We start from the raw sequence: 18,382 nt of genomic DNA on the forward strand, positions 1-18,382 counted from the left end.
AAGGTCCGTGCGAGCGGTTCAGAAACTCCGCACGATGAACCAGGCGGCGACGCCCAGTACCGCCAGGACGCCGCCGATCGAGACGATCCGCCCGAGGACGTCGTTCACGTACTCGCCGATCACATTCCCGAGGATGCCGACGAGCGGCGCCCCGAAGATGATCAACATGATGCCGATGAAGTGGTACGCCATGGCCGGCTTGCCCTCTCCGGAAAGGACCACCCCCCGTGATCCAGGAGCAAGATCGTAAGGCCGCCTGTACGCATTCGGCCAGGCCCGGGAGTGCGGCGTCCCGAGCTCGGAGGGCTCGGAAGGCTTGGAGGGGCTCGGAGGCCTCGGAGGAATCGGTCAGCGGCCCTCGTACGACGGCGTCCGCCGCTCCACGAACGCCGCCACCCCCTCCCGCGCGTCCCGGGTCGTCATGCACAGCTCCTGCGCCGTCGCCTCCGCCGTGAAGGCGGTGGCGCGGTCGGTGTCCAGGGAGGCGTTGACGAGGTGCTTGGTGAGGGCGAGGGCGCGGGTGGGGCCCTGGGCGAGGCGTTCGGCCCACGCGCGGGCCGTCTTCTCCAGGTCCTGCGCCGGGACCACCCGGTTCACCAGGCCCATCGCCCGGGCCTCCGCCGCCGGCAGGGCGTCGCCGAAGAACATCAGCTCCTTCGCCCGCTGCGGGCCGACGAGCCGCGGGAGGAGATACGCCCCGCCGCCGTCCGGGACGATCCCGCGTCGTACGAACACCTCCACGAACGTCGCCTGCTCCGCCGCGAGCACCAGGTCGCAGGCGAACGCGAGATGCGCGCCGAGCCCGGCCGCCGTGCCGTTCACCGCCGCGATCACCGGCTTCTCGCAGTCGAGGACGGCGGAGACGAAGCGCTGTGCGCCCTGGCGGATCATCCGGGAGACGTCGCCCTGCACCCTCTCCCCGCTCGCCGAAGGCCCGCCCCGCAGGTCCGCGCCCGCGCAGAAGCCGCGGCCGGTGGCCGTGATCACCACCGCGCGGACCGCCGGGTCGGCGGAGGCCTCCGCAAGGAGCGTGATGATCCGCTCCCGCTGGTCCCAGGTGACCGCGTTCATCGCCTCCGGGCGGTTGAGCGTGATCCACGAGACGCCGTTCTCGACGGCATGCAGCACATCCGGCACGGGAAGCCCCTCGGTTATCGGCAGACCGCGAGCGCGTCCAGGGCCACCGCCCCCTGCCCCCGCGGCAGCACCATCAGCGGATTGATGTCCAACTCGGCCAGGTCCTCGTCGAGTTCGAGCGCCATGCGCTGCACCCGCAGGACCACCTCCACCAGCGCGTCCACGTCCGCCGCCGGCGCCCCCCGCACCCCGTCGAGCAGCGCCCGGCCGCGCAGCTCGCCGAGCATGCCGCGGGCCTCGCGCTCGCCGAACGGCGGCACGCGCACGGCCGCGTCGTTCAGGACCTCCACCAGGACCCCGCCCAACCCCACCGTGACCGTGGGCCCGAAGAGCCGGTCGTGCGTGACGCCCACCACCATCTCGACCCCGCGCCCGACCATCTGGCACACCAGGATGCCGTCGAGGTCGATGCCCTCGTAACGGGCGATGTCGGTCAACTCCCGGTAGGCGTCCCGGATCTGGCTCGCCGAGGTCAGTCCGACCTTCACCAGGCCGAGCTCCGTCTTGTGCGCGAGCCGCGGCCCCGAGGCCTTCATCACGACCGGGTAGCCGACGAGCCCGGCCGCCCGCACCGCCGCCGCGGCGCTGGTCACCAGCTGCTCGCGGGGCACCCGTATCCCGTACGCGCGAAGCAGCTGCTTCGCCGCGTGCTCGCTGAGCCGGTGGCCGGGCCGCATCAGGGCCCGTGCCTTGCGCAGGGACGGGGACGGGGTGCGCGGGGCCTCGTCGAAGGGGGAGCGGTAGCCGGTGGTGAAGCGATGGTGGTCGAGATAGGCCTTGACCGCGCCGATGCAGTTGCCGAAGGTCCGGAAGGTGGCGACGCGGGAGGAGCCGAGGAGGGTGGTGCGGTAGGCCTCCTCGGTCCCGACCGGCGACCCCCACACCACGCACACCAGCTTGTCCGTCTGCTCGGCGGCGTCGACCAGGTCCTGTGCGAGTCGGTCGCTCATGGGCGGGAAGGGGCCGGTGATGGGACAGATCAGCACCCCCACCGCCGGGTCGGCGAGGATCGCGTCGATGATCTTCCGGCCGCGCCAGTCGCCCACCGGGTGCCCGCCGTTGTCGACCGGGTTGGCCACGCTCAGGTAGTCGGGGATCCACTGGTGCAGCTCGTCCTGCCTGGCCTGCGAGAGGGCCGGGAGCCGCAGTCCCGCCGCCGTGGCGAGGTCGGCGAAGTGGGCACCCGTACCGCCGGAGATGGAGTAGACGACGACCCCGTCCGCGACCGGCCTACGCGCCCGGGCGAGCAGCGCGGCGGTGTCCTGGAGCTGGTCGAGCCCGTCGACCCGGATCACCCCGAACTGGCGCATGGCCGCGTCGACGACCTGGTCGGCCCCGGTGAGCTTCCCGGTGTGCGAGGCGGCCATCCGCGCGCCGGCCTCGGTGCGGCCGACCTTCACGGCGACGACGGGCACCCCGCGCCGTGCGGCCTGGTCGGCGGCGAGCAGGAACGACCGGCCGTCCTTCAGCCCCTCCACGTAACAGGCGATGGCCCCGACCTCGGGCCGGTGCGCGAAGTACGAGATGAAGTCGGCGGTCTCCAGGTCGGCCTCGTTGCCGGTGGGCGCCCAGTGCGAGAGCCGGACACCCAGCTCCTGGAGGGTGAACACGGGCCGGCCCTGGTGCCCGGACTGGGTGATCAGGGCCACCGCCGGGCCTTCGAGGTCCTCGCGGAAGCGCTCGAAGGCGTTGAGGTTGGTGTTGGGTCCGAGGAGGCGGATCCCGGAGCGCTCGACGGCCGCCGCGAGGCGCTCCTGGGCGCGGGCCCCCGCCTCCCCGGTCTCGGCGAAGCCGGAGGCGAAGGCGACCGCGAACCTCACCTTCGACTCGGCGAGCCGCTCGATCACCGGCAGCGGGTCGGCGACGAGCAGCACGGCCAGGTCGACGGGCGTGTCGAGGGTGCCGAGCTCGGCCACGGACGGCACGCAGTCGATCCCGAACACGGCCGTACGGGTCGGGTGCACGGGCACCACCCGCGCCCCGACCCGCCCGGCCCAGTCGAGCAGTTGCCTGGTGATCCCGGTGTTGGGCCGCCCCTCGGTGTCCGAGGCCCCGACCACCGCCACCACCTCGGGCCGGAAGAACCGGTCGAGCTCGGGCACCGGCGCGTACAGCGGGCGCCCGCTGACGTCCGTGTCGCCCTCGACGGCGGTGACGCCGTGCACGACGGTCCGGTCGGGTTGCTCCCCGCAGGCGACGACCCGCGCCCGGAGGTCGGTGGTGAAGGTCCCGTGAGTCGATCCCAGCATCGTCGTCCGCACCGCCCATCCCGAAGCCCGACCGATCTGACGATGAGTCAGATTACTCAACTGACGGTCAGTCAGGAATAGGTCGTGCGGAAACCGGTGGCCGTCCGGCCCGCGCGCCCCTTGCGGTGCTACCCGGCGCTCACGGCGTGCTCACCGCATCGGCCAGGATCCCCGCCGCCCGCGCCACCAACACGTCGTCGGCCACCGCGTCCTCGGCCGGCTTCGTCGTCAGGACCGTCAGCACCACCGGCGGGCGCCCCGGCGGCCAGGCGACCCCCGCGTCGTTGTTGCCTCCGTACCGCCCGCCGCCCGTCTTGTCGGCCACGGTCCAGTCCGCCGGCAGCCCCTTGCGGAAGCGCTGCTCGCTGGTCGTGTTGGCGAGCAGCCAGTCGGTCAGCAGCCGCCGGTCGTCCGGCGCGAGCGCGTCGCCCAGGACGAGGCGTCCGTACGTGCGCCCGAGCGCGCGCGGGCTGGTCGTGTCCGTCGTCCGCCACGGCTCGGCCGAGTTCAGCTCGGGCTCCCAGCGGTCGAGCCGGGTGACCGGGTCGCCGACCGAGCGCGCGAAGCGCGTGATCGACGTGGGCCCGCCCAGCTCGCGCAGCAGCAGGTTGGCGGCGGTGTTGTCGCTGTGGGTGATCGAGTACCGGCACAGTTCGGCGACCGTCATCCCGTCGCCGACATGGTCCTTCGTGACGGGCGACCAGCCCGAACGCGTCACGTACTCCTGCGTGTAGCGGATCCGCCGCCCCAGGAACTCCCCGTCCCGGTCCAGGTCCCGCAGGACCGCCGCCGCGCCGAGCGTCTTGAACGTGGAGCACATCGGGAACAGTTCGTCCGCGCGGTACGTGACGAGCCGCCCGCTCCCGGTGTCGTACGCGTACGCCCCGAGCCGCGCCCCGTGCTCCCGCTCCAGGGCGCGTAACCGCTGCCGGGCCCGACCCCCGGTCCCGGCATGTGCGGGGGCGGCGGGCAGGGCGGCCGCGAGGGCCGCCCCGGCGCCTGCGGCGAGGACGGCCCGACGGTTGGTGTGTCGCATGATCCGGTGCCTTTCGAACGGATACAGAACACCCCCGAACCTACGGCGCTCGGCGCCCCCGTCCCGCGACCGGCACGCGCCGCATCACGCGCGGTGCCTGGCGATCCGCCCCGCGATCTTCTCCGCGTCCCGCGCCATCTCCCGGAACATCCCGCTGATCGGATTGGTGAACCCGGTGAAGTACAGCCCCGGCGGCAGCGCCTTGCCGGTCTTGCCGCTCTTGCCGGCCTTGCCCGTGACCGGGCGGCCGCGCTCGTCGAGCACGCCGAGGTGCCCGAGGAGCGGCTCCAGGGCGCGGTGGTAGCCGGTGGCCGCGACGACCGCGTCCGGGGTGATGCGCGAGCCGTCCGCGAGGACGACCTCGGGGCCGTCGAAGGAGGCGACGGCCGCCACCGGTTCGACCTGCCCGGAGCGTACGGCGGCGACCAGGCCCACGTCCTGCACCGGGATCGCCCCGGCGCGCACGCGGGAGTAGAGGCCGCCGGTGGGCCGGGGGAGGCCGTACGCGGAGAGGTCGGCCGTCATGACGCGGCCGAGCAGCCCGGTCAGCCGGTCGACCAGGCCCACCGGGAGGCGGCGGATCAGGATGCCGCTGCGCTGGGTGGGCCAGCCGAGGGTGGAGCGGCGCACGATGTACGGGGGCGTGCGCACCGCGAGCCGGACGCGCGCGGCGCCGCCGCCGGCCAGGTCCGCCGCGATCTCCGCGCCGGTGTTGCCGGCGCCGACGACGAGGACGTCCCGTCCCTCGTACGGCGTGGGGTTGCGGTACGCGCTCGCGTGCACGAGGTCGGCCTTCGCCGTGTACGTGTCCAGGCCGGGCCAGTCCGGCAGCCGGGGCGTGTGGTTGTAGCCGGTGGCGACGACGACGGCGCGGCCGACGAGCCGCCGCCCGCCGGTCGCGTGCAGGACCCAGTTCGCGTCCGCCGTGCGCGACGTGCCTGCGGTGTCCGCCGCGTCCTGCCGCACTTCCTCGCGCTCGATCCGGGTCACCTCCACACCCGTCACGATCTCCAGGTCGTGGAACTCGGCGTACTTCTCCAGGTAGCGCACCACGTCCGCGCGGGCCACCCACCGCCCGAAGGAGCGCGGTATGCGCAGCCCGGGCAGCGAGGAGAGGCGCCGGGTGGTGTGCAGCCGCAGCCGGTCGTAGTGGTGGCGCCAGGAGGCGCCGACGGCGTCCGATTTCTCCAGGACGACGGCCCGTACGCCCCGCGCGCGCAGGGCGGCGGCGACGGCGAGGCCGCCGGGGCCTGCGCCGACGACGTAAACGGGGTGGGGCTGGGGGGTGACGGTCATGAATGCTGAGCGTAATGACGCGTACACGCCGTGGGTCTCGGTCAAGAGGGAGTTCGGTTGCGAATCGATCACGCCCGCAGAGGTCTTGCGAAGAGGCATCGACATCCGCTGAACTGACGGCCTGTCAGATTCCGTGTCGGGATTCATGCCGGAGTCCATGTCCGAAGGGCGGTCGGGGCACATGCAGACGCAGACGCAGACGATCTGGCTCACCGGCGCCGAATGGCTCGCCGTCCTCCGCATCGGCCTCGGCCTGTGGTGGCTGGAGAGCTGGCGCCACAAGGACAGGAAGGGCTGGTTCGAACGCGGCACGGGCATCGCCTGGGCGGCGGACGTCGCGGAGAAGCACCGCTGGGCGGCGGTGCGCACCGGCTTCCGGAGCGTGGTGGCCCCGCGCCCCAGGCTCATGGCGTACGTGGTCGTCTACGCCGAACTCGCCCTCGGCCTCGGCCTGATCACCGGCCTGCTCACGCCCGTCGCCCTCGCCGGCGGCCTGCTGCTCAACCTCTTCTACCTCGTCCTGATGATCCACGACTGGGCCGAGCAGGGACAGAACGCGATGATGGCGCTCATATCGGTCGTCGCCCTGTTCGCGATGTCCTGGCAGACCTGGTCCCTCGACCACGCGATCGGACTCTTCTGATGACCGCCGTGCCCGCGAGCGTCCCGGACGTCGACGCCTTCACCCGGCCCTACTGGGACGCCGCCGCCGAGGGCCGCCTCCTGATCCGCCACTGCACCGCCTGCGACCGGCCCCACCACTACCCGCGCGAGTTCTGCCCGCACTGCTGGAGCGAGGAGGTCGTATGGCGCCGGGCGGAGGGCCGCGCGGTGCTCTACACCTGGTCCGTCGTGCACCGCAACGACCTCCCGCCGTTCGGCGACCGCGTCCCGTACGTCGCCGCCGTCGTCGACCTCGCCGAGGGGCCCCGGATGATGACCGAGATCGTCGACTGCCCGGAGGCGGAGCTGCGGATCGGCATGGACCTGGAGCTCGCCTTCAGGCCGGAAGGCGAGCTCCAGGTGCCCGTGTTCAGGCCTCCGGGTTCGTGATCCGCTCGACCGGGATCCACAGCTCGGAGTCCGTGTTCTCGCCGACCGTCACCGGCTGGGTCCGCAACAGCTCCGGACCCGGCCGGCTCGTGTACGGATTCGACGGGAACCACTGCGTGAACACGTCCCGCCACAGCTCCTGGAGGGCGCTCGGGTAGGGACCGTGGTTCTCGAAGACCGCCCAGGTCCCGGCCGGCACGTCGAGGCCGTCGAGCTCTTCCGCGGGCGCCGTGTCCGGCCCGGTCGCGACGCCGATCCAGTAGTCGACCTCGGCGCCCTCCTCGCGGCTCTCGGTCAGATGCTCCACGGCCGACAGGACCCCCGCCGGCTCCCGGTCGGACAGCGCCTTCATCCGTACGACCGCCTCCGTGCCCAGGCTCTCCACGAACGCGGCGCCGGCCGGGTTGACCCCCTCGTGGACGAGCGGGATCCGGGCCTTCCGCCCGACCAGACGGAACGCGTCGTGCTCGATGATCCGGTATCGCATGCTGCTGCTCCCTTCGACGACGACTCGGAAGGACATCCGCGGCTGCGAGACGAGCTCGGCGCCGGTGCGCCGGGCCTCGCCCGGCCCGATGCCGTGCACGGAGCGGAACGCGCGGGCGAAGGCCTCGCCCGAGCCGTAGCCGTACGACACGGCCACGTCCAGGAGGGTCCGCTCGCCGGACAGCACCTCGGCCCCGGCCAGCGTCATCCGCCTGCGCCGCACGTACACCGACAGCGGCATCCCGGCGAGCGCCGAGAACAGGCGCCGGAAGTGGTACTCCGAAGTCGCCGCGATCCGCGCGGCCTCGGCGACGTCCACCTCGTGCTCGGCGAGACGGCGCTCCACATGGTCCAGCGCCCGGTTCAGCCCCTCCAGCACCTCGCGCCTCCGCTCTTCCTTCCACCCCGGAGCTCCCGGGGTGTCTTCACCGTAGGAACCCCCACCCTCCCAGCACCCGACGATCCGTGCCCGGAACGATCGGGTGGCGCCCCGGGCGGAAGCCGGGCGAGAAGGGGTGTCCGCACCGTGACCTTGTCGTTATCCACGGCGTACTGATCGCCGATGAAAGGCAGGACCCCCCATGAAGCCCCTCAAGGTTGCCGCCGTCGTGCTCGGCTCCCTCGCCGTCGCCGGTGCCGCCGCGCCCGCGTTCGCCGCGGAGGGTTCGCCGCTGGGCCAGGTGACGGAGAAGGTCGGCGGCCTCACCAGCGCCACCAAGGCCCTGCCGCTCGACGGCGCCACGACGTCGGGCCTCGGCGGCGTGACGGACCTCGGTGCCGGACTGCCGATCGGCAAGTAGCTCCCGCAGGGCGGAACCTGGCGACGAATCGCGGGCGGGGGGTGGGGCGGGTGTGAACGGTGCGACCGCGGAGCCGGTCGCAGCCCCCTCCACCCCGGGATTCACGCCGGCCGGCGGCGGCTCACACCCACGCCAGGATCTCCGGCGCCGCCTCCGCCAGCGTCGTGAAGTGCCGGTGCGAACCCTCCGCCGCCGTCGCCGTGTTGACCGTCCAGACCGTCATCCCGGCCGCCCGCCCCGACCGCACCCCCGACGGCGCGTCCTCGATCACCAGACAGCGGGCGGGGTCGGCCCCCAGGATCTCCGCCGCCCGCAGGTACGGCACGGGCGACGGCTTGCCCTCCGCCACGGACGCCGCGTCCACGACGACCTCGGGCACGGGCAGGCCCGTCCGCCCGAACCGCCCGCGCACCCGGTGCTCGTAGTTGGAGGTGACGAGCGCCCAGCGGCCCGCCGGCAGCCCCTTCAGGAGCTCGGCGGCGCCGGCGAACGCCTCGTACACCCCCGTCCGTACGTCCTCGTCCTCCAGCGCGTGCAACAGCGCCAGACACTCCTCCGGGTCCGCCCCGGGCGCCACGGCCGCGAAGGTCTCCACCGGCCGCGTCCGCAGCGCGACGGCATACACCTCGTCCCCGTCGAGCCCGTGCCGCCCGGCCCACGCGTGCCAGACGCGCCGCTGGTTCTCGACGGCGTCCATCAGGGTGCCGTCGACGTCGAAGAGTACGAAGGTGTTCTCGCTGGTCACGCGGGGAGGTTACTCCGACGGGTCTCGGGGGCCCGGTGCCGGCCGCCGGACAGGCCTCAGCCCGCCCGCCGCTCCACCACGCCCCGCACGTACGCCGCCTGCCCCGCGTGCTGGTTGTCCTCGGCGACCACGCTGATCAGGCGCACGCCGAGGGTGACGTGCGGGGTCCAGCGGGTGTCGACCACGCGGTCGAGGTCGGCGTTCGTGAGGGCGGCGAGGTGGGCGAGGCTGCGGGCGTGGACCGCGTCGTAGTAGGCCAGGAGCAGGTCGGCGGGGGCGCGGACGGCGGCGACCTGGGCACTGCTGTGGCCGAAGCCGGTGGCGTCCTCGGGGAAGGGGAGGCCGAAGCGGCCGGAGAAGCCGTCCGAGGTCCAGATCTGCTCCGTGCCGAACGCGTCGGCCATGTGGTCGTCCTGAATCCGCGTCAGGTGCCACACGAGCCAGGCGATCGTGTTGGCGTCGGGATCGACACGGGTGGTCAGCTCGTCGTCAGACAGGCCTTCGACGGCCTCGTGGACGGCCTCCTGGATGCGGCCGAAGGCGTCAAGGAGAAGCTCCGCGCTCTTCATGGCGTCACGGTACGCGCTCAGGCGCGCTCGTAGTGGTAGCCCTCGCCGTGGGCCGGGCCGACGTCGTGGGTGAGGCCGGTCGGCACGGCGAGTACGAACGCGGACGCGTCGCCGTTCGTGCAGGACGGGTAGCCGCTGGACTTGGCCTGATCGAGGATGTTGGTGCCCAGGTTGATGCGCTTGCCGCCGTCGGTGATCGAGACCAGCTTGGCCACGTGCTCGCAGTGGGCGCCGTTGATCTCCGTGATCATCCGGGCGGCGATCTGGCCGGGAGAGACGCGGTAGATGTACACGGTCTTGGGCTGGCCGATGTTGTACGCGCTCGTGTACTTCCAGGTGCCGACGAACGCCGACGGGACCTGACCGGTGCTGCTCGGGGCGGTGGTCTTGGGTGCGGTGGTGGCGGGCGGCCTGGTCGTCGTACCGCCACTCGTGGTGGACGAGCCGCCGGAGGACCCGCCGGAGGACCCGCTGGAGGATCCGCCGGACGTGGTCGAGGACCCGCCTCCGGAACCGCCTCCCGAGGTCGTGCCGCCACTGCCGGCGGGCAGACCGCCGACTGTGCCGCCGCCCCCGGCCGCCGCGTCCCCGGGCGGCGGCGTGGCCGCCGTCGGGCTCTGGCCCGGGGGCGTGGCGGCAGTGCCGGGCGGGGGAGCGGACGAGGGGCCGGTGGTGGTCGTCGCGGGCGGCGGGGCGCTGCTCGACGCGCCCGGCGTGCCCGCCAGGTCCCGCTCCCGGGCGTTGTCGTCGATGAGCTTCACGACGGTGCCGCTGATGCCGAGGACGGCGAAGACGGCCGCGACGATCATCCAGATCCGGGAGGCGCGGCGCGGCTCGCGGCGCACGGCGACCGGGGTCACGCTCATCGGGTCCGGGGTGGCGGAGGCATCAGCGGCCCCCGGGGCCCCCGGGGCCTTCGAGGCCTTCGGGCGCAGCCCGACCGTCCCCGTGTCCGGCTCCTCGCCCCCGGCGGTCGCCGCCTCCCGCTCCAGCTCCTCCGACAGCGCCTCGACGTCGAGGAGCCGGGCCGCCTGCCGGGCGAGCCGGGCCACGAGGTCCGGCGGCAGCCAGGCGCCGCCCGTCGCCGGGCCGCGCCCGGACTCCTCGCCCGGGAGCGCCGGGTCCGCGAGCAGGGCGGCGATGGTGGGGCGCTCGGCGGGGTCCTTGATCAGGCAGCGGGCGAGGAAGGCGCGCAGCGCCTCGGACTCGACCCGGTCGAGCTCGGGCTCCGCCTCCACGATCTGGAACATGATCGCGTGCTGGTTGCTGGCACCGTGCCCGAACGGCAGCCGCCCGGTCACCGCGTACATCAGCACGCAGCCGAGCGCGAAGACGTCGGCCGCCGGGCCGAGGGACTCGCCGCGGACCTGCTCGGGGGCCATGAAGCCGGGCGAGCCGACGACCATTCCGGTGCTGGTCAGGAGCGATTCGACGGAGGGCTCCAGGGCCCGCGCGATGCCGAAGTCGATCACCCGGGGGCCCTCGACGGTGAGCATCACGTTGGACGGCTTGAGATCCCGGTGCAGGATCCCGGCGCCATGGATGCCCTGGAGGGCCCGCAGCAGGCCGAGCGCGAGCGTCAGGACGGAGTCGGCGGGCAGCGGCCCGTGCTCCCGGACCACCTGCTCCAGGGACGGCCCGGGCACGAAGCCGGTCGCGACCCAGGGCCGGTCGGCCTCGGGGTCGGCGTCGAGGACGGGCGCGGTGTAGTGCTCGCCGACCTTGCGCACGGACTCGATCTCCCGGCGGAAGCGGGCCCGGAACTGCGGGTCCTGCGCGTGCTCGGCGTGCACGATCTTGACCGCGACGGTCCGCCCGCCCTCGGAGCGCGCCAGATACACCCGCCCCATCCCGCCGGACCCGAGCCGGCCGAGCAGCCGGTACGCCCCGATCACCCGCGGATCACCGGCCCGGAGCGGTGTCATCCCGCTCTCGCCCGCGGGCGTGCCTTTCCCGTTGTCGCCGCTCATGCCGGTCCGGTCCCCCTGGTCAGTCACACCTGATGCATGGTCAAGTCGATCGCGCCTCAGGGTAGATGAGGACTCACGAGCAGGGGATGCCGGTTCCGGACGGGCGCCGGCGGGCGCCTCAGTGCCCGGGGTGCGCCCTTCGCCACTCCTCGGCCGCCGCCTCCACGTCGAAGGGCCGCAGGTTCAGCGGCGGGCCGGCCGGCGGGCGGGCCAGGGCTTCGAGGATCTTGGTGTTGATGTCGCCGAGGACACGGCGGAGCCGGGACTCGGAGACGGCGGTACGGGCCGCCTCGGCCGCGTCCTCGGCCTCCTTGCGCAGGGCCAGGGCGGGCGGCAGCGCGGACATGCCCTCGCGGTGCATCTTCCGCTTGATCCACCACAGCTCGTCGTACGGCGCGGTGTCGTCGTCGAGGGGCTTGCCGAAGCCTTCGAGCCGGGCGAAGTCCCCGCGCTCGGTCGCCTCGCGGATCTGCTTGTCGACGAATGACTCGAAGCTGACTCCGGGCGGTTTCCGTTCGGTCATGCGTCCAGCGTACGGACCGGGGCGGGCGTACGGGGGCGGGGCGGGAGAGGGGGCGAGAGCGGGGCGGGAGCGCGGTCGGCCGTGCGGGCGGTCTCGTCGCCGACGCGATCTTCCGGCACGCTGTCCTCCGTTCAACGCGCGTCGACCCCTCAGGAACAGGAGTACGGCCCATGCGTTCCAGACCTCACCGCACCACCGCCCTCGGCGGGCTGCTCGCCCTGCTCGCCGGGCTGCTCACCGTCCTCGTCGCCGCACCGGCGGCCCAGGCCGCGCCCGTCTTCAAGGCGCCGTTCCCCTGCGGACAGCAGTGGACCTACAGCCACCACTCGGCCGAGGTGCGCCAGGCGCTCGACTTCGTCAGGTCCGACGGCGGGACCACCGCGGGGACCCCGGTCCTCGCGTCCGCCGCCGGGACCGCGTACCGCTACTACGAGGCGAACGGCGCCGGCAACTACATCGTGATCGACCACGGCGGCGGCTGGAAGACGTACTACTTCCACCTCGCCGCGTACTCCGTCGCCCACGGCGCCTGGGTCGGCCAGGGCCAGCAGATCGGAACCACCGGCTCCACCGGCAACAGCTCCGGCGCCCACATCCACTACGAGCAGCTCTACAACGGCGTCGGCCAGCCCGTCGTGATCAACGGGAGCTCGCTCGCCCCCTACCCCTCCTCGTACTACGCCAAGTACCTGACCAGCGACAACGGCTGCTCGGGCGGCGGCACCGGGAAGTACTGGGTGGACACCTTCGCCAACGCCGTCGGCTACGCGCAGCCGAACACCGCCGACCCGCAGGGCGTGCTGTACGCGGGCACGAACTACGTCTACTGCAAGGTCTGGGGGCAGGAGGTCAGGGACGGCGCCGGCAACTTCAACCACTGGTGGCTCAGGACCGACCTGGACTCCGTCTACGCCGGGAAGAACGGGCGCGGAGCGTATGTCTCCGCCTACTACCTGTCGCGCTGGGGCAACGACGAGGCCCGGGACAACAACGGAACCGTGATCCCGAACTGCTGAGACCCGACGAGACCCGACGAGACCCGACGAGGTCCGCCGTCGGGCCCGGAAACGGGCAGGAGCCCCGCTCGTGCACGTCGCGCGCACGGAGCGGGGCTCCTTGGGTACAGCTCTAGAGGATCGCGATCGTCGACCCGGGGGTCCTTAGACCGGGGTGACGTTCTCCGCCTGCGGGCCCTTCGGGCCCTGGGTGACGTCGAAGTTCACCTGCTGGTTCTCCTCGAGGGAGCGGAAACCAGACGCGTTGATCGCGGAGTAGTGGACGAAGACATCCGGGCCGCCGCCTTCCTGGGCAATGAAGCCGAAGCCCTTTTCAGCGTTGAACCACTTCACGGTTCCGGTAGCCATGAGCCCTCCTATGGGCCAAAGGGTCGCCCTGCTCCAGAACCTGCAACCAAGTCTGAAAACTACAAAAGCCTGCGGGTCACATGCTCCGCAGGCTCTGTACTGCAAGGGAAACCAAACTGCAACTTGCGTCGAGCGTAGCACGCAGCGTGCGCGAAGCGGTAGAGGGAAAGATCACGTCACCCACATGTTTGACGCGCTTCGGATGAGCACACGATGTGCGCGCGATCCGAGGGCCATGTGCGGGCGATGTGCGGGCCGCGAGGCCGCGAGTTGTGCTCGCGCGGAGGGGGCGGCGCGCCCGGCGCGGCCCCGGCGATGTCCATCGTTCGAGACGGGTCTAGCCTCGCGATGTGGACAATGCAACCGATGACCACCAGCGGAGCCGGCCCCGGGTCGGCCACATCCAGTTCCTGAACTGTCTGCCCCTCTACTGGGGGCTGGCCCGTACGGGGACGCTGCTCGACCTGGAGCTGACGAAGGACACCCCGGAGAAGCTCAGCGAGCGGCTGGTCCGCGGCGACCTCGACATCGGTCCCATCACCCTCGTCGAATACCTCCGGCACGCGGACGAGCTGGTCGCGCTGCCGGACATCGCCGTCGGCTGCGACGGGCCCGTCATGTCCTGCGTGATCGTCTCCCAGCGGCCGCTGGCCGAGCTGGACGGCGCGCGGGTCGCGCTCGGCTCCACCTCGCGCACCTCCGTGCGTCTGGCCCAGCTGCTGCTCGCGGAGTCGTACGGAGTGACGCCCGACTACTTCAGCTGCCCGCCCGACCTCGGTCTGATGATGCAGGAGGCGGAGGCGGCGGTGCTGATCGGCGACGCCGCGCTGCGGGCCTCGCTGCACGACGCGCCGCGGCTCGGGCTCCAGGTCCACGACCTGGGGCTGATGTGGAAGGAGTGGACGGGCCTTCCGTTCGTCTTCGCGGTGTGGGCGGTCCGCAAGGACTTCCTGGCGCGCGAGCCGGAGACCGTCCGTGACGTGCACCGGGCGTTCCTGGCCTCGCGTGATCTGTCCCTTGAGGAGGTCACCAAGGTGGCCGAACAGGCGGCGCGCTGGGAGTCCTTCGACGCGGAGCTGCTTGAGCGCTACTTCCGTACGCTCGACTTCCGCTTCGGGCCCGAGCAGCTCGCGGGGGTGCGGGAGTTCGCCCGCCGGACCGGTCCGACGACCGGTTTCCCGGCGGACGTACGGGTGGAGCTGCTCGACCCGCGCGCCTGACCCCGTAGGGCGTCGGGGGAGGGTTACGACGTGGAGTCCGGTGTCTGCACCGGCACCGGACCCTGCAGATGGGCGCTCAGCCACGCCATGCTGCCCTCGTCCATGCCCCGCATGTACGAGTCCGGGTTGTGCTCGCCGTCCTGGACGACCTGGAGCCGGGTCTTGACCGGGCCCTTGGTGTAGTCGCGCATGAAGGCCTGCACCTTCTTCTTGAGCCCCACTTCCTTGGTGCCGACCTGGAAGGCGAGGAAGACCTGGTTGCCGGGCGTGTCGCGCTTCCGGCCGAGGGCGGCGGCCAGCCGCTCGGGGTTGTTCGCCTGCCGCTCCTTCTCGTGCCCCTTCCACAGCGGCGAGTCGGGCACGAGGTCGGGGCCGGAGGCGATCACGGCCTTGAACCGGTCCGGCCTCTGCAGCACCGACTTGAGGCCGACGAAGCCACCCGAGGACGAGCCCATGAAGGCCCAGCCGTCCCGGGACGTGAAGGTGCGGAAATTCGCCCGGACGAAATCCGGCACGTCCTCGGTCAGCCAGCTGCCCATTTTCGGATGGCCCGGAATATCGCTTCCGTCGTAGTAGAACTTGGCGTCCGGGTTGAGTACGGGCATCACGACGATGAACGGAAGGCCCTTTCCCTCGTCGACCCATCGGCTGATGTGTCCGGGGAAGTCGATGTCCTCGCGCGCCCAGTAATTCGTCGGGTAGCCCCTTCCGCCGGGCAGGGCGATGAGCACCGGGAAGCCGGTCTCCGCGTAGGCCGGGTCGAAATACTGTTTGGGTGCCCACACCCACACGCGACCGGTGAATCCCGACTTTCCGCCCCGGAGCTCGGTCACCCCGATCCTGGTGCCGTCGTCGAGTTCGCGCTGCACCGTGAAGGAGGCCTTCGGGCCGGTGGGGAAGACGGTCTCGGGCACCGTCGGCGTGTCCCTGCCGTGCTGCTGCTGTGAGGCCTGCTGCGGGTGACGGCCGCCCCGGGGCGTGTCGAACGAGAACGGGTCACCGCCCTCGTCGGACGAGGCGCAGCCGGCGACCAGGGCGAGGGTGGAGCCGAGGGCGACGAGGGCCGCGAGGGTCCTGGTCGGGCGGCGACGGCGTGTCATGACGTGCTCCGGGTGCGATTCGGGCGATACGGAGGATTCCGGAGAGGGAGAGTGCCGCGGCGGCGGTTCGGTTGGCTCGGGACCGCCACGAATCCGCCGGAGGGCCCTGGCGTAGGCTGGCCGGGTCCGAGAAGCACGCGTCCGCACCCCTCCGAAAGGGACACACCCGGTGACCGAGAAGGCCGATCTGCAGTCCGTTCTCGACCGCGCCGCCGCGGGTGGCCGGATCACCCCCGAGGAGGCGCTCGACCTGTACCGCTCGGCGCCGCTGCACGCGCTGGGCGCCGCCGCCGACGCGGTGCGCCGCCGGCGCTACGCGGGGACCGAGCACATCGCGACGTACATCATCGAGCGCAACATCAACTACACGAACGTCTGTGTGACGGCGTGCAAGTTCTGTGCCTTCTACGCGGCCCCGAAGGACACCAAGAAGGGCTGGACCCGCGACCTCGACGACATCCTGCGCCGCTGCGCGGAGACCGTGGAACTCGGCGGCACCCAGATCATGTTCCAGGGCGGCCACCACCCCGACTACGGCGTGGAGTACTACGAGGAGCACTTCTCGGCCATCAAGAAGGAGTTCCCGGAGCTGGTCATCCACTCCCTCGGCGCGTCCGAGGTCGAGCACATGGCCCGGATCTCCAAGGTCTCCGTGGAGGAGGCCATCACCCGGATCCACCGGGCCGGTCTGGACTCCTTCGCGGGCGCGGGCGCCGAACTGCTCCCGGAGCGGCCCCGCAAGGCCATCGCCCCGCTGAAGGAGAGCGGCGAGCGCTGGCTGGAGATCATGGAGATCGCCCACGGCCTGGGCGTCGAGTCGACCTCCACCATGCTGATGGGCACCGGCGAGACCAACGCCGAGCGCATCGAGCACCTGCGGATGATCCGTGACGTGCAGGACCGGACGGGCGGCTTCCGGGCCTTCATCCCCTACACGTACCAGCCGGAGAACAACCACCTGAAGGGGCGGACGCAGGCCACCCTCTTCGAGTACCTGCGGATGATCGCGATCGCCCGCCTCTTCCTCGACAACGTGGCGCACATCCAGGGCTCCTGGCTCACCACCGGCAAGGAGGTCGGCCAGCTGTCGCTGCACTACGGCGCGGACGACCTCGGCTCGATCATGCTGGAGGAGAACGTGGTCTCCTCGGCCGGCGCCAAGCACCGCTCCAACCGCCTGGAGATCATCGACCTGATCCGCAAGGCGGGCCGGGTGCCGGCGCAGCGCTCGACGACGTACGAGCACCTGGTCGTCCACGAGGACCCGGCGAACGACCCGGTCGACGAGCGGGTGGTCTCGCACATCTCCTCGATCGCGATCGAGGGCGGGACGGCGCACCCCGAGCTGAAGCTCCTCGACGCCAACTGAGGCCCGGATGCTCACCCTGCACGCCGCCGACGCCTCGCCCGAGACCGCGCTCCTGGTGGACGGGTCGCGGATCGCGGCCGTCGGCCCGTACGAGGAGCTGGCCGCCGCGCACGAGGACGCGCGGCTGCGCCGCTGGCCCGGCATCCTGACGCCCGGGCTGCTCAACCCGTACGGTCCCGAGCTGCTCGAACACACCTACCACCCCGATCCGCGCGAGGCCGACACGTACGGCACGGAGCCGGTCACCGGGGAGCGGGGGCGGGAGATCCTGCGCACCGACCCGGTGCGGCTCGGCGCCAGCGCCCGGCGCGGGGTGCAGCGTCTCCTCGCGCACGGCACCGTCGCCATCGGCGGCGAACTGCGCGCCCGTGCCGCGCAGGACGCGGTGCGCCGGGCCGGCCTCGCGGTCGGACAGCGCCCGCCGAACCTGCCGGGCCCGCCGTCCCTGTGGCCGAAGCCGCTCGTCCTGCTGCCCGCCCTGGCGGCGGGCGGCCCGGCGCGCTTCGCCGTCTTCGACGTGGCAGACCGCGCGGACCTGGTCCGGCGGGGCCCGGCCACGTGCGTGGCGACGGTCATCGGCGGGCGGCTGGTGTACCGGGCCCGCTGACCGGCTCCGTAGACCCGCCCTGCGACAATGCGGGCGTAACGTCATCCCGCCGTACGACACAAGGTGAGGCGAACACCAGTGACCCGCGCAACCCTGGACAAGCAGCCGCACGAAGTCGCCTCGATGTTCGACGACGTCGCCGCGAACTACGACCTCACCAACGACGTGCTGTCGCTCGGCCAGGACCGGCGCTGGCGCAAGGAGGTCGCCAAGGCGGTCGACGCGCGGCCCGCGCAGAAGATCCTGGACCTGGCCGCCGGCACCGCCACCTCCTCGCAGCCCTTCGCGCGCGCCGGGGCGTACGTCGTGCCCTGCGACTTCTCGCTCGGCATGCTGCGGGTCGGCAAGAAGAACCACCCGTGGATGCCGTTCACGGCGGGCGACGGCACGAAGCTGCCCTTCAAGGACGACGTCTTCGACGCCGTCACCATCTCCTTCGGCCTGCGCAACATCCAGGACACCGACCAGGCGCTGCGCGAGCTGTACCGGGTGACGAAGCCCGGCGGCCGGGTCGTCATCTGCGAGTTCTCGCACGCCACCTGGGGCCCGTTCCGCACGGTGTACGAGGAGTACCTGATGCGCGCGTTGCCGCCGATCGCCCGCGCCGTGTCGTCCAACCCCGACGCGTACGTGTACCTCGCCGAGTCCATCCAGTCCTGGCCCGACCAGCCGGTCCTCGCGGCCATGATGCAGAAGGCGGGCTGGGAGCGGGTGGCCTGGCGGAACCTGACGGGCGGCATCGTCGCGATGCACCGCGGCTTCAAGGCGTAGGTCCCGGACCGGCCGCAAGGCCCCACCCATAGACTTCCCCCGCCCCTTCCTCGACCCTCGACCCTCGACCCCCTCGGGAGACCCCGC

20 protein-coding genes are annotated in these 18,382 nt (G+C 72.3%); 8 read left to right on the forward strand and 12 right to left on the reverse strand.

Annotated elements, in window-relative coordinates:
- Nucleotides 1-18 precede the first annotated feature (18 nt).
- The 5 genes from AB0M18_RS00885 to AB0M18_RS00905 form a co-directional block, all read right to left on the reverse strand.
- Nucleotides 19-222 carry a hypothetical protein gene (locus AB0M18_RS00885; protein ID WP_365754393.1) on the reverse strand — a complete coding sequence of 68 codons (204 nt, stop codon included), beginning with the start codon at nucleotides 220-222 and terminating at the stop codon, nucleotides 19-21.
- Nucleotides 223-348: 126 nt separating this feature from the next.
- Nucleotides 349-1,137, reverse strand: coding sequence for an enoyl-CoA hydratase-related protein (locus AB0M18_RS00890; protein ID WP_365754394.1), 789 nt, complete (start codon nucleotides 1,135-1,137; stop codon nucleotides 349-351).
- A gap of 14 nt (nucleotides 1,138-1,151) precedes the next feature.
- Nucleotides 1,152-3,386 carry an acetate--CoA ligase family protein gene (locus tag AB0M18_RS00895; RefSeq protein ID WP_365754396.1) on the reverse strand — a complete coding sequence of 745 codons (2,235 nt, stop codon included), beginning with the start codon at nucleotides 3,384-3,386 and terminating at the stop codon, nucleotides 1,152-1,154.
- A gap of 139 nt (nucleotides 3,387-3,525) precedes the next feature.
- The gene (gene bla / locus AB0M18_RS00900; protein WP_365754398.1) at nucleotides 3,526-4,422 is read right to left on the reverse strand and encodes a class A beta-lactamase; all 897 of its coding nucleotides are present in this window, start codon (nucleotides 4,420-4,422) and stop codon (nucleotides 3,526-3,528) included.
- Between the two features lie 84 nt (nucleotides 4,423-4,506).
- Nucleotides 4,507-5,718, reverse strand: coding sequence for an NAD(P)/FAD-dependent oxidoreductase (locus AB0M18_RS00905; protein ID WP_365754399.1), 1,212 nt, complete (start codon nucleotides 5,716-5,718; stop codon nucleotides 4,507-4,509).
- A gap of 181 nt (nucleotides 5,719-5,899) precedes the next feature.
- Between AB0M18_RS00905 and AB0M18_RS00910 the strand changes: the two genes are divergently transcribed.
- Entirely contained in the window at nucleotides 5,900-6,361 is a 462-nt protein-coding gene (locus AB0M18_RS00910; protein ID WP_365754401.1) for a DoxX family membrane protein, read from the forward strand.
- Nucleotides 6,361-6,771 (forward strand): OB-fold domain-containing protein, encoded by a 411-nt coding sequence (locus AB0M18_RS00915; protein ID WP_365754402.1) that lies wholly within the window; start codon nucleotides 6,361-6,363, stop codon nucleotides 6,769-6,771. Before AB0M18_RS00910 ends, AB0M18_RS00915 begins: the two co-directional genes overlap by 1 nt.
- On the opposite strand, the gene AB0M18_RS00920 is transcribed toward AB0M18_RS00915, so the two are convergent.
- Nucleotides 6,752-7,636, reverse strand: a complete 885-nt coding sequence (locus tag AB0M18_RS00920) for an AraC family transcriptional regulator (RefSeq protein ID WP_365754404.1) — start codon at nucleotides 7,634-7,636, stop codon at nucleotides 6,752-6,754. The two genes, AB0M18_RS00915 and AB0M18_RS00920, sit on opposite strands and share 20 nt — an antisense overlap.
- Before the next feature lie 202 nt (nucleotides 7,637-7,838).
- Here AB0M18_RS00920 and AB0M18_RS00925 point away from each other — a divergent pair, with 202 nt between their 5' ends.
- Nucleotides 7,839-8,057 (forward strand): hypothetical protein, encoded by a 219-nt coding sequence (locus AB0M18_RS00925; protein ID WP_365755046.1) that lies wholly within the window; start codon nucleotides 7,839-7,841, stop codon nucleotides 8,055-8,057.
- Between the two features lie 121 nt (nucleotides 8,058-8,178).
- Here the strand turns inward: AB0M18_RS00925 and AB0M18_RS00930 are convergent, their stop codons facing one another.
- From AB0M18_RS00930 to AB0M18_RS00945, 4 genes are all read right to left on the reverse strand, one after another.
- Nucleotides 8,179-8,802, reverse strand: a complete 624-nt coding sequence (locus AB0M18_RS00930) for an HAD-IA family hydrolase (protein WP_365754405.1) — start codon at nucleotides 8,800-8,802, stop codon at nucleotides 8,179-8,181.
- A gap of 56 nt (nucleotides 8,803-8,858) precedes the next feature.
- Entirely contained in the window at nucleotides 8,859-9,371 is a 513-nt protein-coding gene (locus tag AB0M18_RS00935) for a DUF664 domain-containing protein (RefSeq protein WP_365754407.1), read from the reverse strand.
- A gap of 17 nt (nucleotides 9,372-9,388) precedes the next feature.
- Nucleotides 9,389-11,368 carry a serine/threonine-protein kinase gene (locus tag AB0M18_RS00940; protein WP_365754408.1) on the reverse strand — a complete coding sequence of 660 codons (1,980 nt, stop codon included), beginning with the start codon at nucleotides 11,366-11,368 and terminating at the stop codon, nucleotides 9,389-9,391.
- A gap of 91 nt (nucleotides 11,369-11,459) precedes the next feature.
- Nucleotides 11,460-11,864: a DUF1992 domain-containing protein gene (locus tag AB0M18_RS00945; RefSeq protein ID WP_365754409.1), complete on the reverse strand. Its 405-nt coding sequence runs from the start codon at nucleotides 11,862-11,864 to the stop codon at nucleotides 11,460-11,462.
- Between the two features lie 170 nt (nucleotides 11,865-12,034).
- Between AB0M18_RS00945 and AB0M18_RS00950 the strand changes: the two genes are divergently transcribed.
- Nucleotides 12,035-12,880 carry a M23 family metallopeptidase gene (locus AB0M18_RS00950; RefSeq protein ID WP_365754411.1) on the forward strand — a complete coding sequence of 282 codons (846 nt, stop codon included), beginning with the start codon at nucleotides 12,035-12,037 and terminating at the stop codon, nucleotides 12,878-12,880.
- 144 nt (nucleotides 12,881-13,024) lie between these two features.
- On the opposite strand, the gene AB0M18_RS00955 is transcribed toward AB0M18_RS00950, so the two are convergent.
- The gene (locus AB0M18_RS00955) at nucleotides 13,025-13,228 is read right to left on the reverse strand and encodes a cold-shock protein (protein WP_046908818.1); all 204 of its coding nucleotides are present in this window, start codon (nucleotides 13,226-13,228) and stop codon (nucleotides 13,025-13,027) included.
- Between the two features lie 350 nt (nucleotides 13,229-13,578).
- Here AB0M18_RS00955 and AB0M18_RS00960 point away from each other — a divergent pair, with 350 nt between their 5' ends.
- On the forward strand, nucleotides 13,579-14,448 hold the full coding sequence (locus AB0M18_RS00960) for a menaquinone biosynthesis protein (RefSeq protein ID WP_365754412.1): 870 nt from the start codon (nucleotides 13,579-13,581) through the stop codon (nucleotides 14,446-14,448).
- 23 nt (nucleotides 14,449-14,471) lie between these two features.
- Here the strand turns inward: AB0M18_RS00960 and AB0M18_RS00965 are convergent, their stop codons facing one another.
- A complete protein-coding gene (locus tag AB0M18_RS00965; RefSeq protein ID WP_365754414.1) occupies nucleotides 14,472-15,548 on the reverse strand; it encodes an alpha/beta hydrolase-fold protein in 1,077 nt (358 codons plus the stop codon).
- Nucleotides 15,549-15,717: 169 nt separating this feature from the next.
- On the opposite strand from AB0M18_RS00965, the gene mqnC reads away from it, so the two are divergent.
- The 3 genes from mqnC (at nucleotide 15,718) to AB0M18_RS00980 (ending at nucleotide 18,295) form a co-directional block, all read left to right on the forward strand.
- Nucleotides 15,718-16,917 (forward strand): cyclic dehypoxanthinyl futalosine synthase, encoded by a 1,200-nt coding sequence (gene mqnC / locus AB0M18_RS00970; protein WP_365754416.1) that lies wholly within the window; start codon nucleotides 15,718-15,720, stop codon nucleotides 16,915-16,917.
- 7 nt (nucleotides 16,918-16,924) lie between these two features.
- Nucleotides 16,925-17,524, forward strand: coding sequence for a hypothetical protein (locus AB0M18_RS00975; protein ID WP_365754418.1), 600 nt, complete (start codon nucleotides 16,925-16,927; stop codon nucleotides 17,522-17,524).
- A 78-nt stretch (nucleotides 17,525-17,602) separates the two neighbouring features.
- Nucleotides 17,603-18,295, forward strand: a complete 693-nt coding sequence (locus tag AB0M18_RS00980) for a demethylmenaquinone methyltransferase (RefSeq protein ID WP_365754420.1) — start codon at nucleotides 17,603-17,605, stop codon at nucleotides 18,293-18,295.
- Nucleotides 18,296-18,382 lie beyond the last annotated feature (87 nt).

It is taken from the genome of Streptomyces sp. NPDC051909 (genome assembly GCF_040681095.1).
Lineage (GTDB): Bacteria > Actinomycetota > Actinomycetes > Streptomycetales > Streptomycetaceae > Streptomyces.

Excerpts from the sequence above, each read along its gene's own strand:
- AB0M18_RS00925 (WP_365755046.1), top strand. The coding sequence starts at position 7,839 with ATGAAGCCCCTCAAGGTTGCCGCCGTCGTGCTCGGCTCCCTCGCCGTC.
- AB0M18_RS00915 (WP_365754402.1), top strand. The coding sequence starts at position 6,361 with ATGACCGCCGTGCCCGCGAGCGTCCCGGACGTCGACGCCTTCACCCGG.
- AB0M18_RS00935 (WP_365754407.1), bottom strand. The coding sequence starts at position 9,371 with ATGAAGAGCGCGGAGCTTCTCCTTGACGCCTTCGGCCGCATCCAGGAG.
- AB0M18_RS00955 (WP_046908818.1), bottom strand. The coding sequence starts at position 13,228 with ATGGCTACCGGAACCGTGAAGTGGTTCAACGCTGAAAAGGGCTTCGGC.
- AB0M18_RS00945 (WP_365754409.1), bottom strand. The coding sequence starts at position 11,864 with ATGACCGAACGGAAACCGCCCGGAGTCAGCTTCGAGTCATTCGTCGAC.
- bla (WP_365754398.1), bottom strand. The coding sequence starts at position 4,422 with ATGCGACACACCAACCGTCGGGCCGTCCTCGCCGCAGGCGCCGGGGCG.
- AB0M18_RS00950 (WP_365754411.1), top strand. The coding sequence starts at position 12,035 with ATGCGTTCCAGACCTCACCGCACCACCGCCCTCGGCGGGCTGCTCGCC.
- AB0M18_RS00910 (WP_365754401.1), top strand. The coding sequence starts at position 5,900 with ATGCAGACGCAGACGCAGACGATCTGGCTCACCGGCGCCGAATGGCTC.
- AB0M18_RS00895 (WP_365754396.1), bottom strand. The coding sequence starts at position 3,386 with ATGCTGGGATCGACTCACGGGACCTTCACCACCGACCTCCGGGCGCGG.
- AB0M18_RS00905 (WP_365754399.1), bottom strand. The coding sequence starts at position 5,718 with ATGACCGTCACCCCCCAGCCCCACCCCGTTTACGTCGTCGGCGCAGGC.
- AB0M18_RS00965 (WP_365754414.1), bottom strand. The coding sequence starts at position 15,548 with ATGACACGCCGTCGCCGCCCGACCAGGACCCTCGCGGCCCTCGTCGCC.
- AB0M18_RS00975 (WP_365754418.1), top strand. The coding sequence starts at position 16,925 with ATGCTCACCCTGCACGCCGCCGACGCCTCGCCCGAGACCGCGCTCCTG.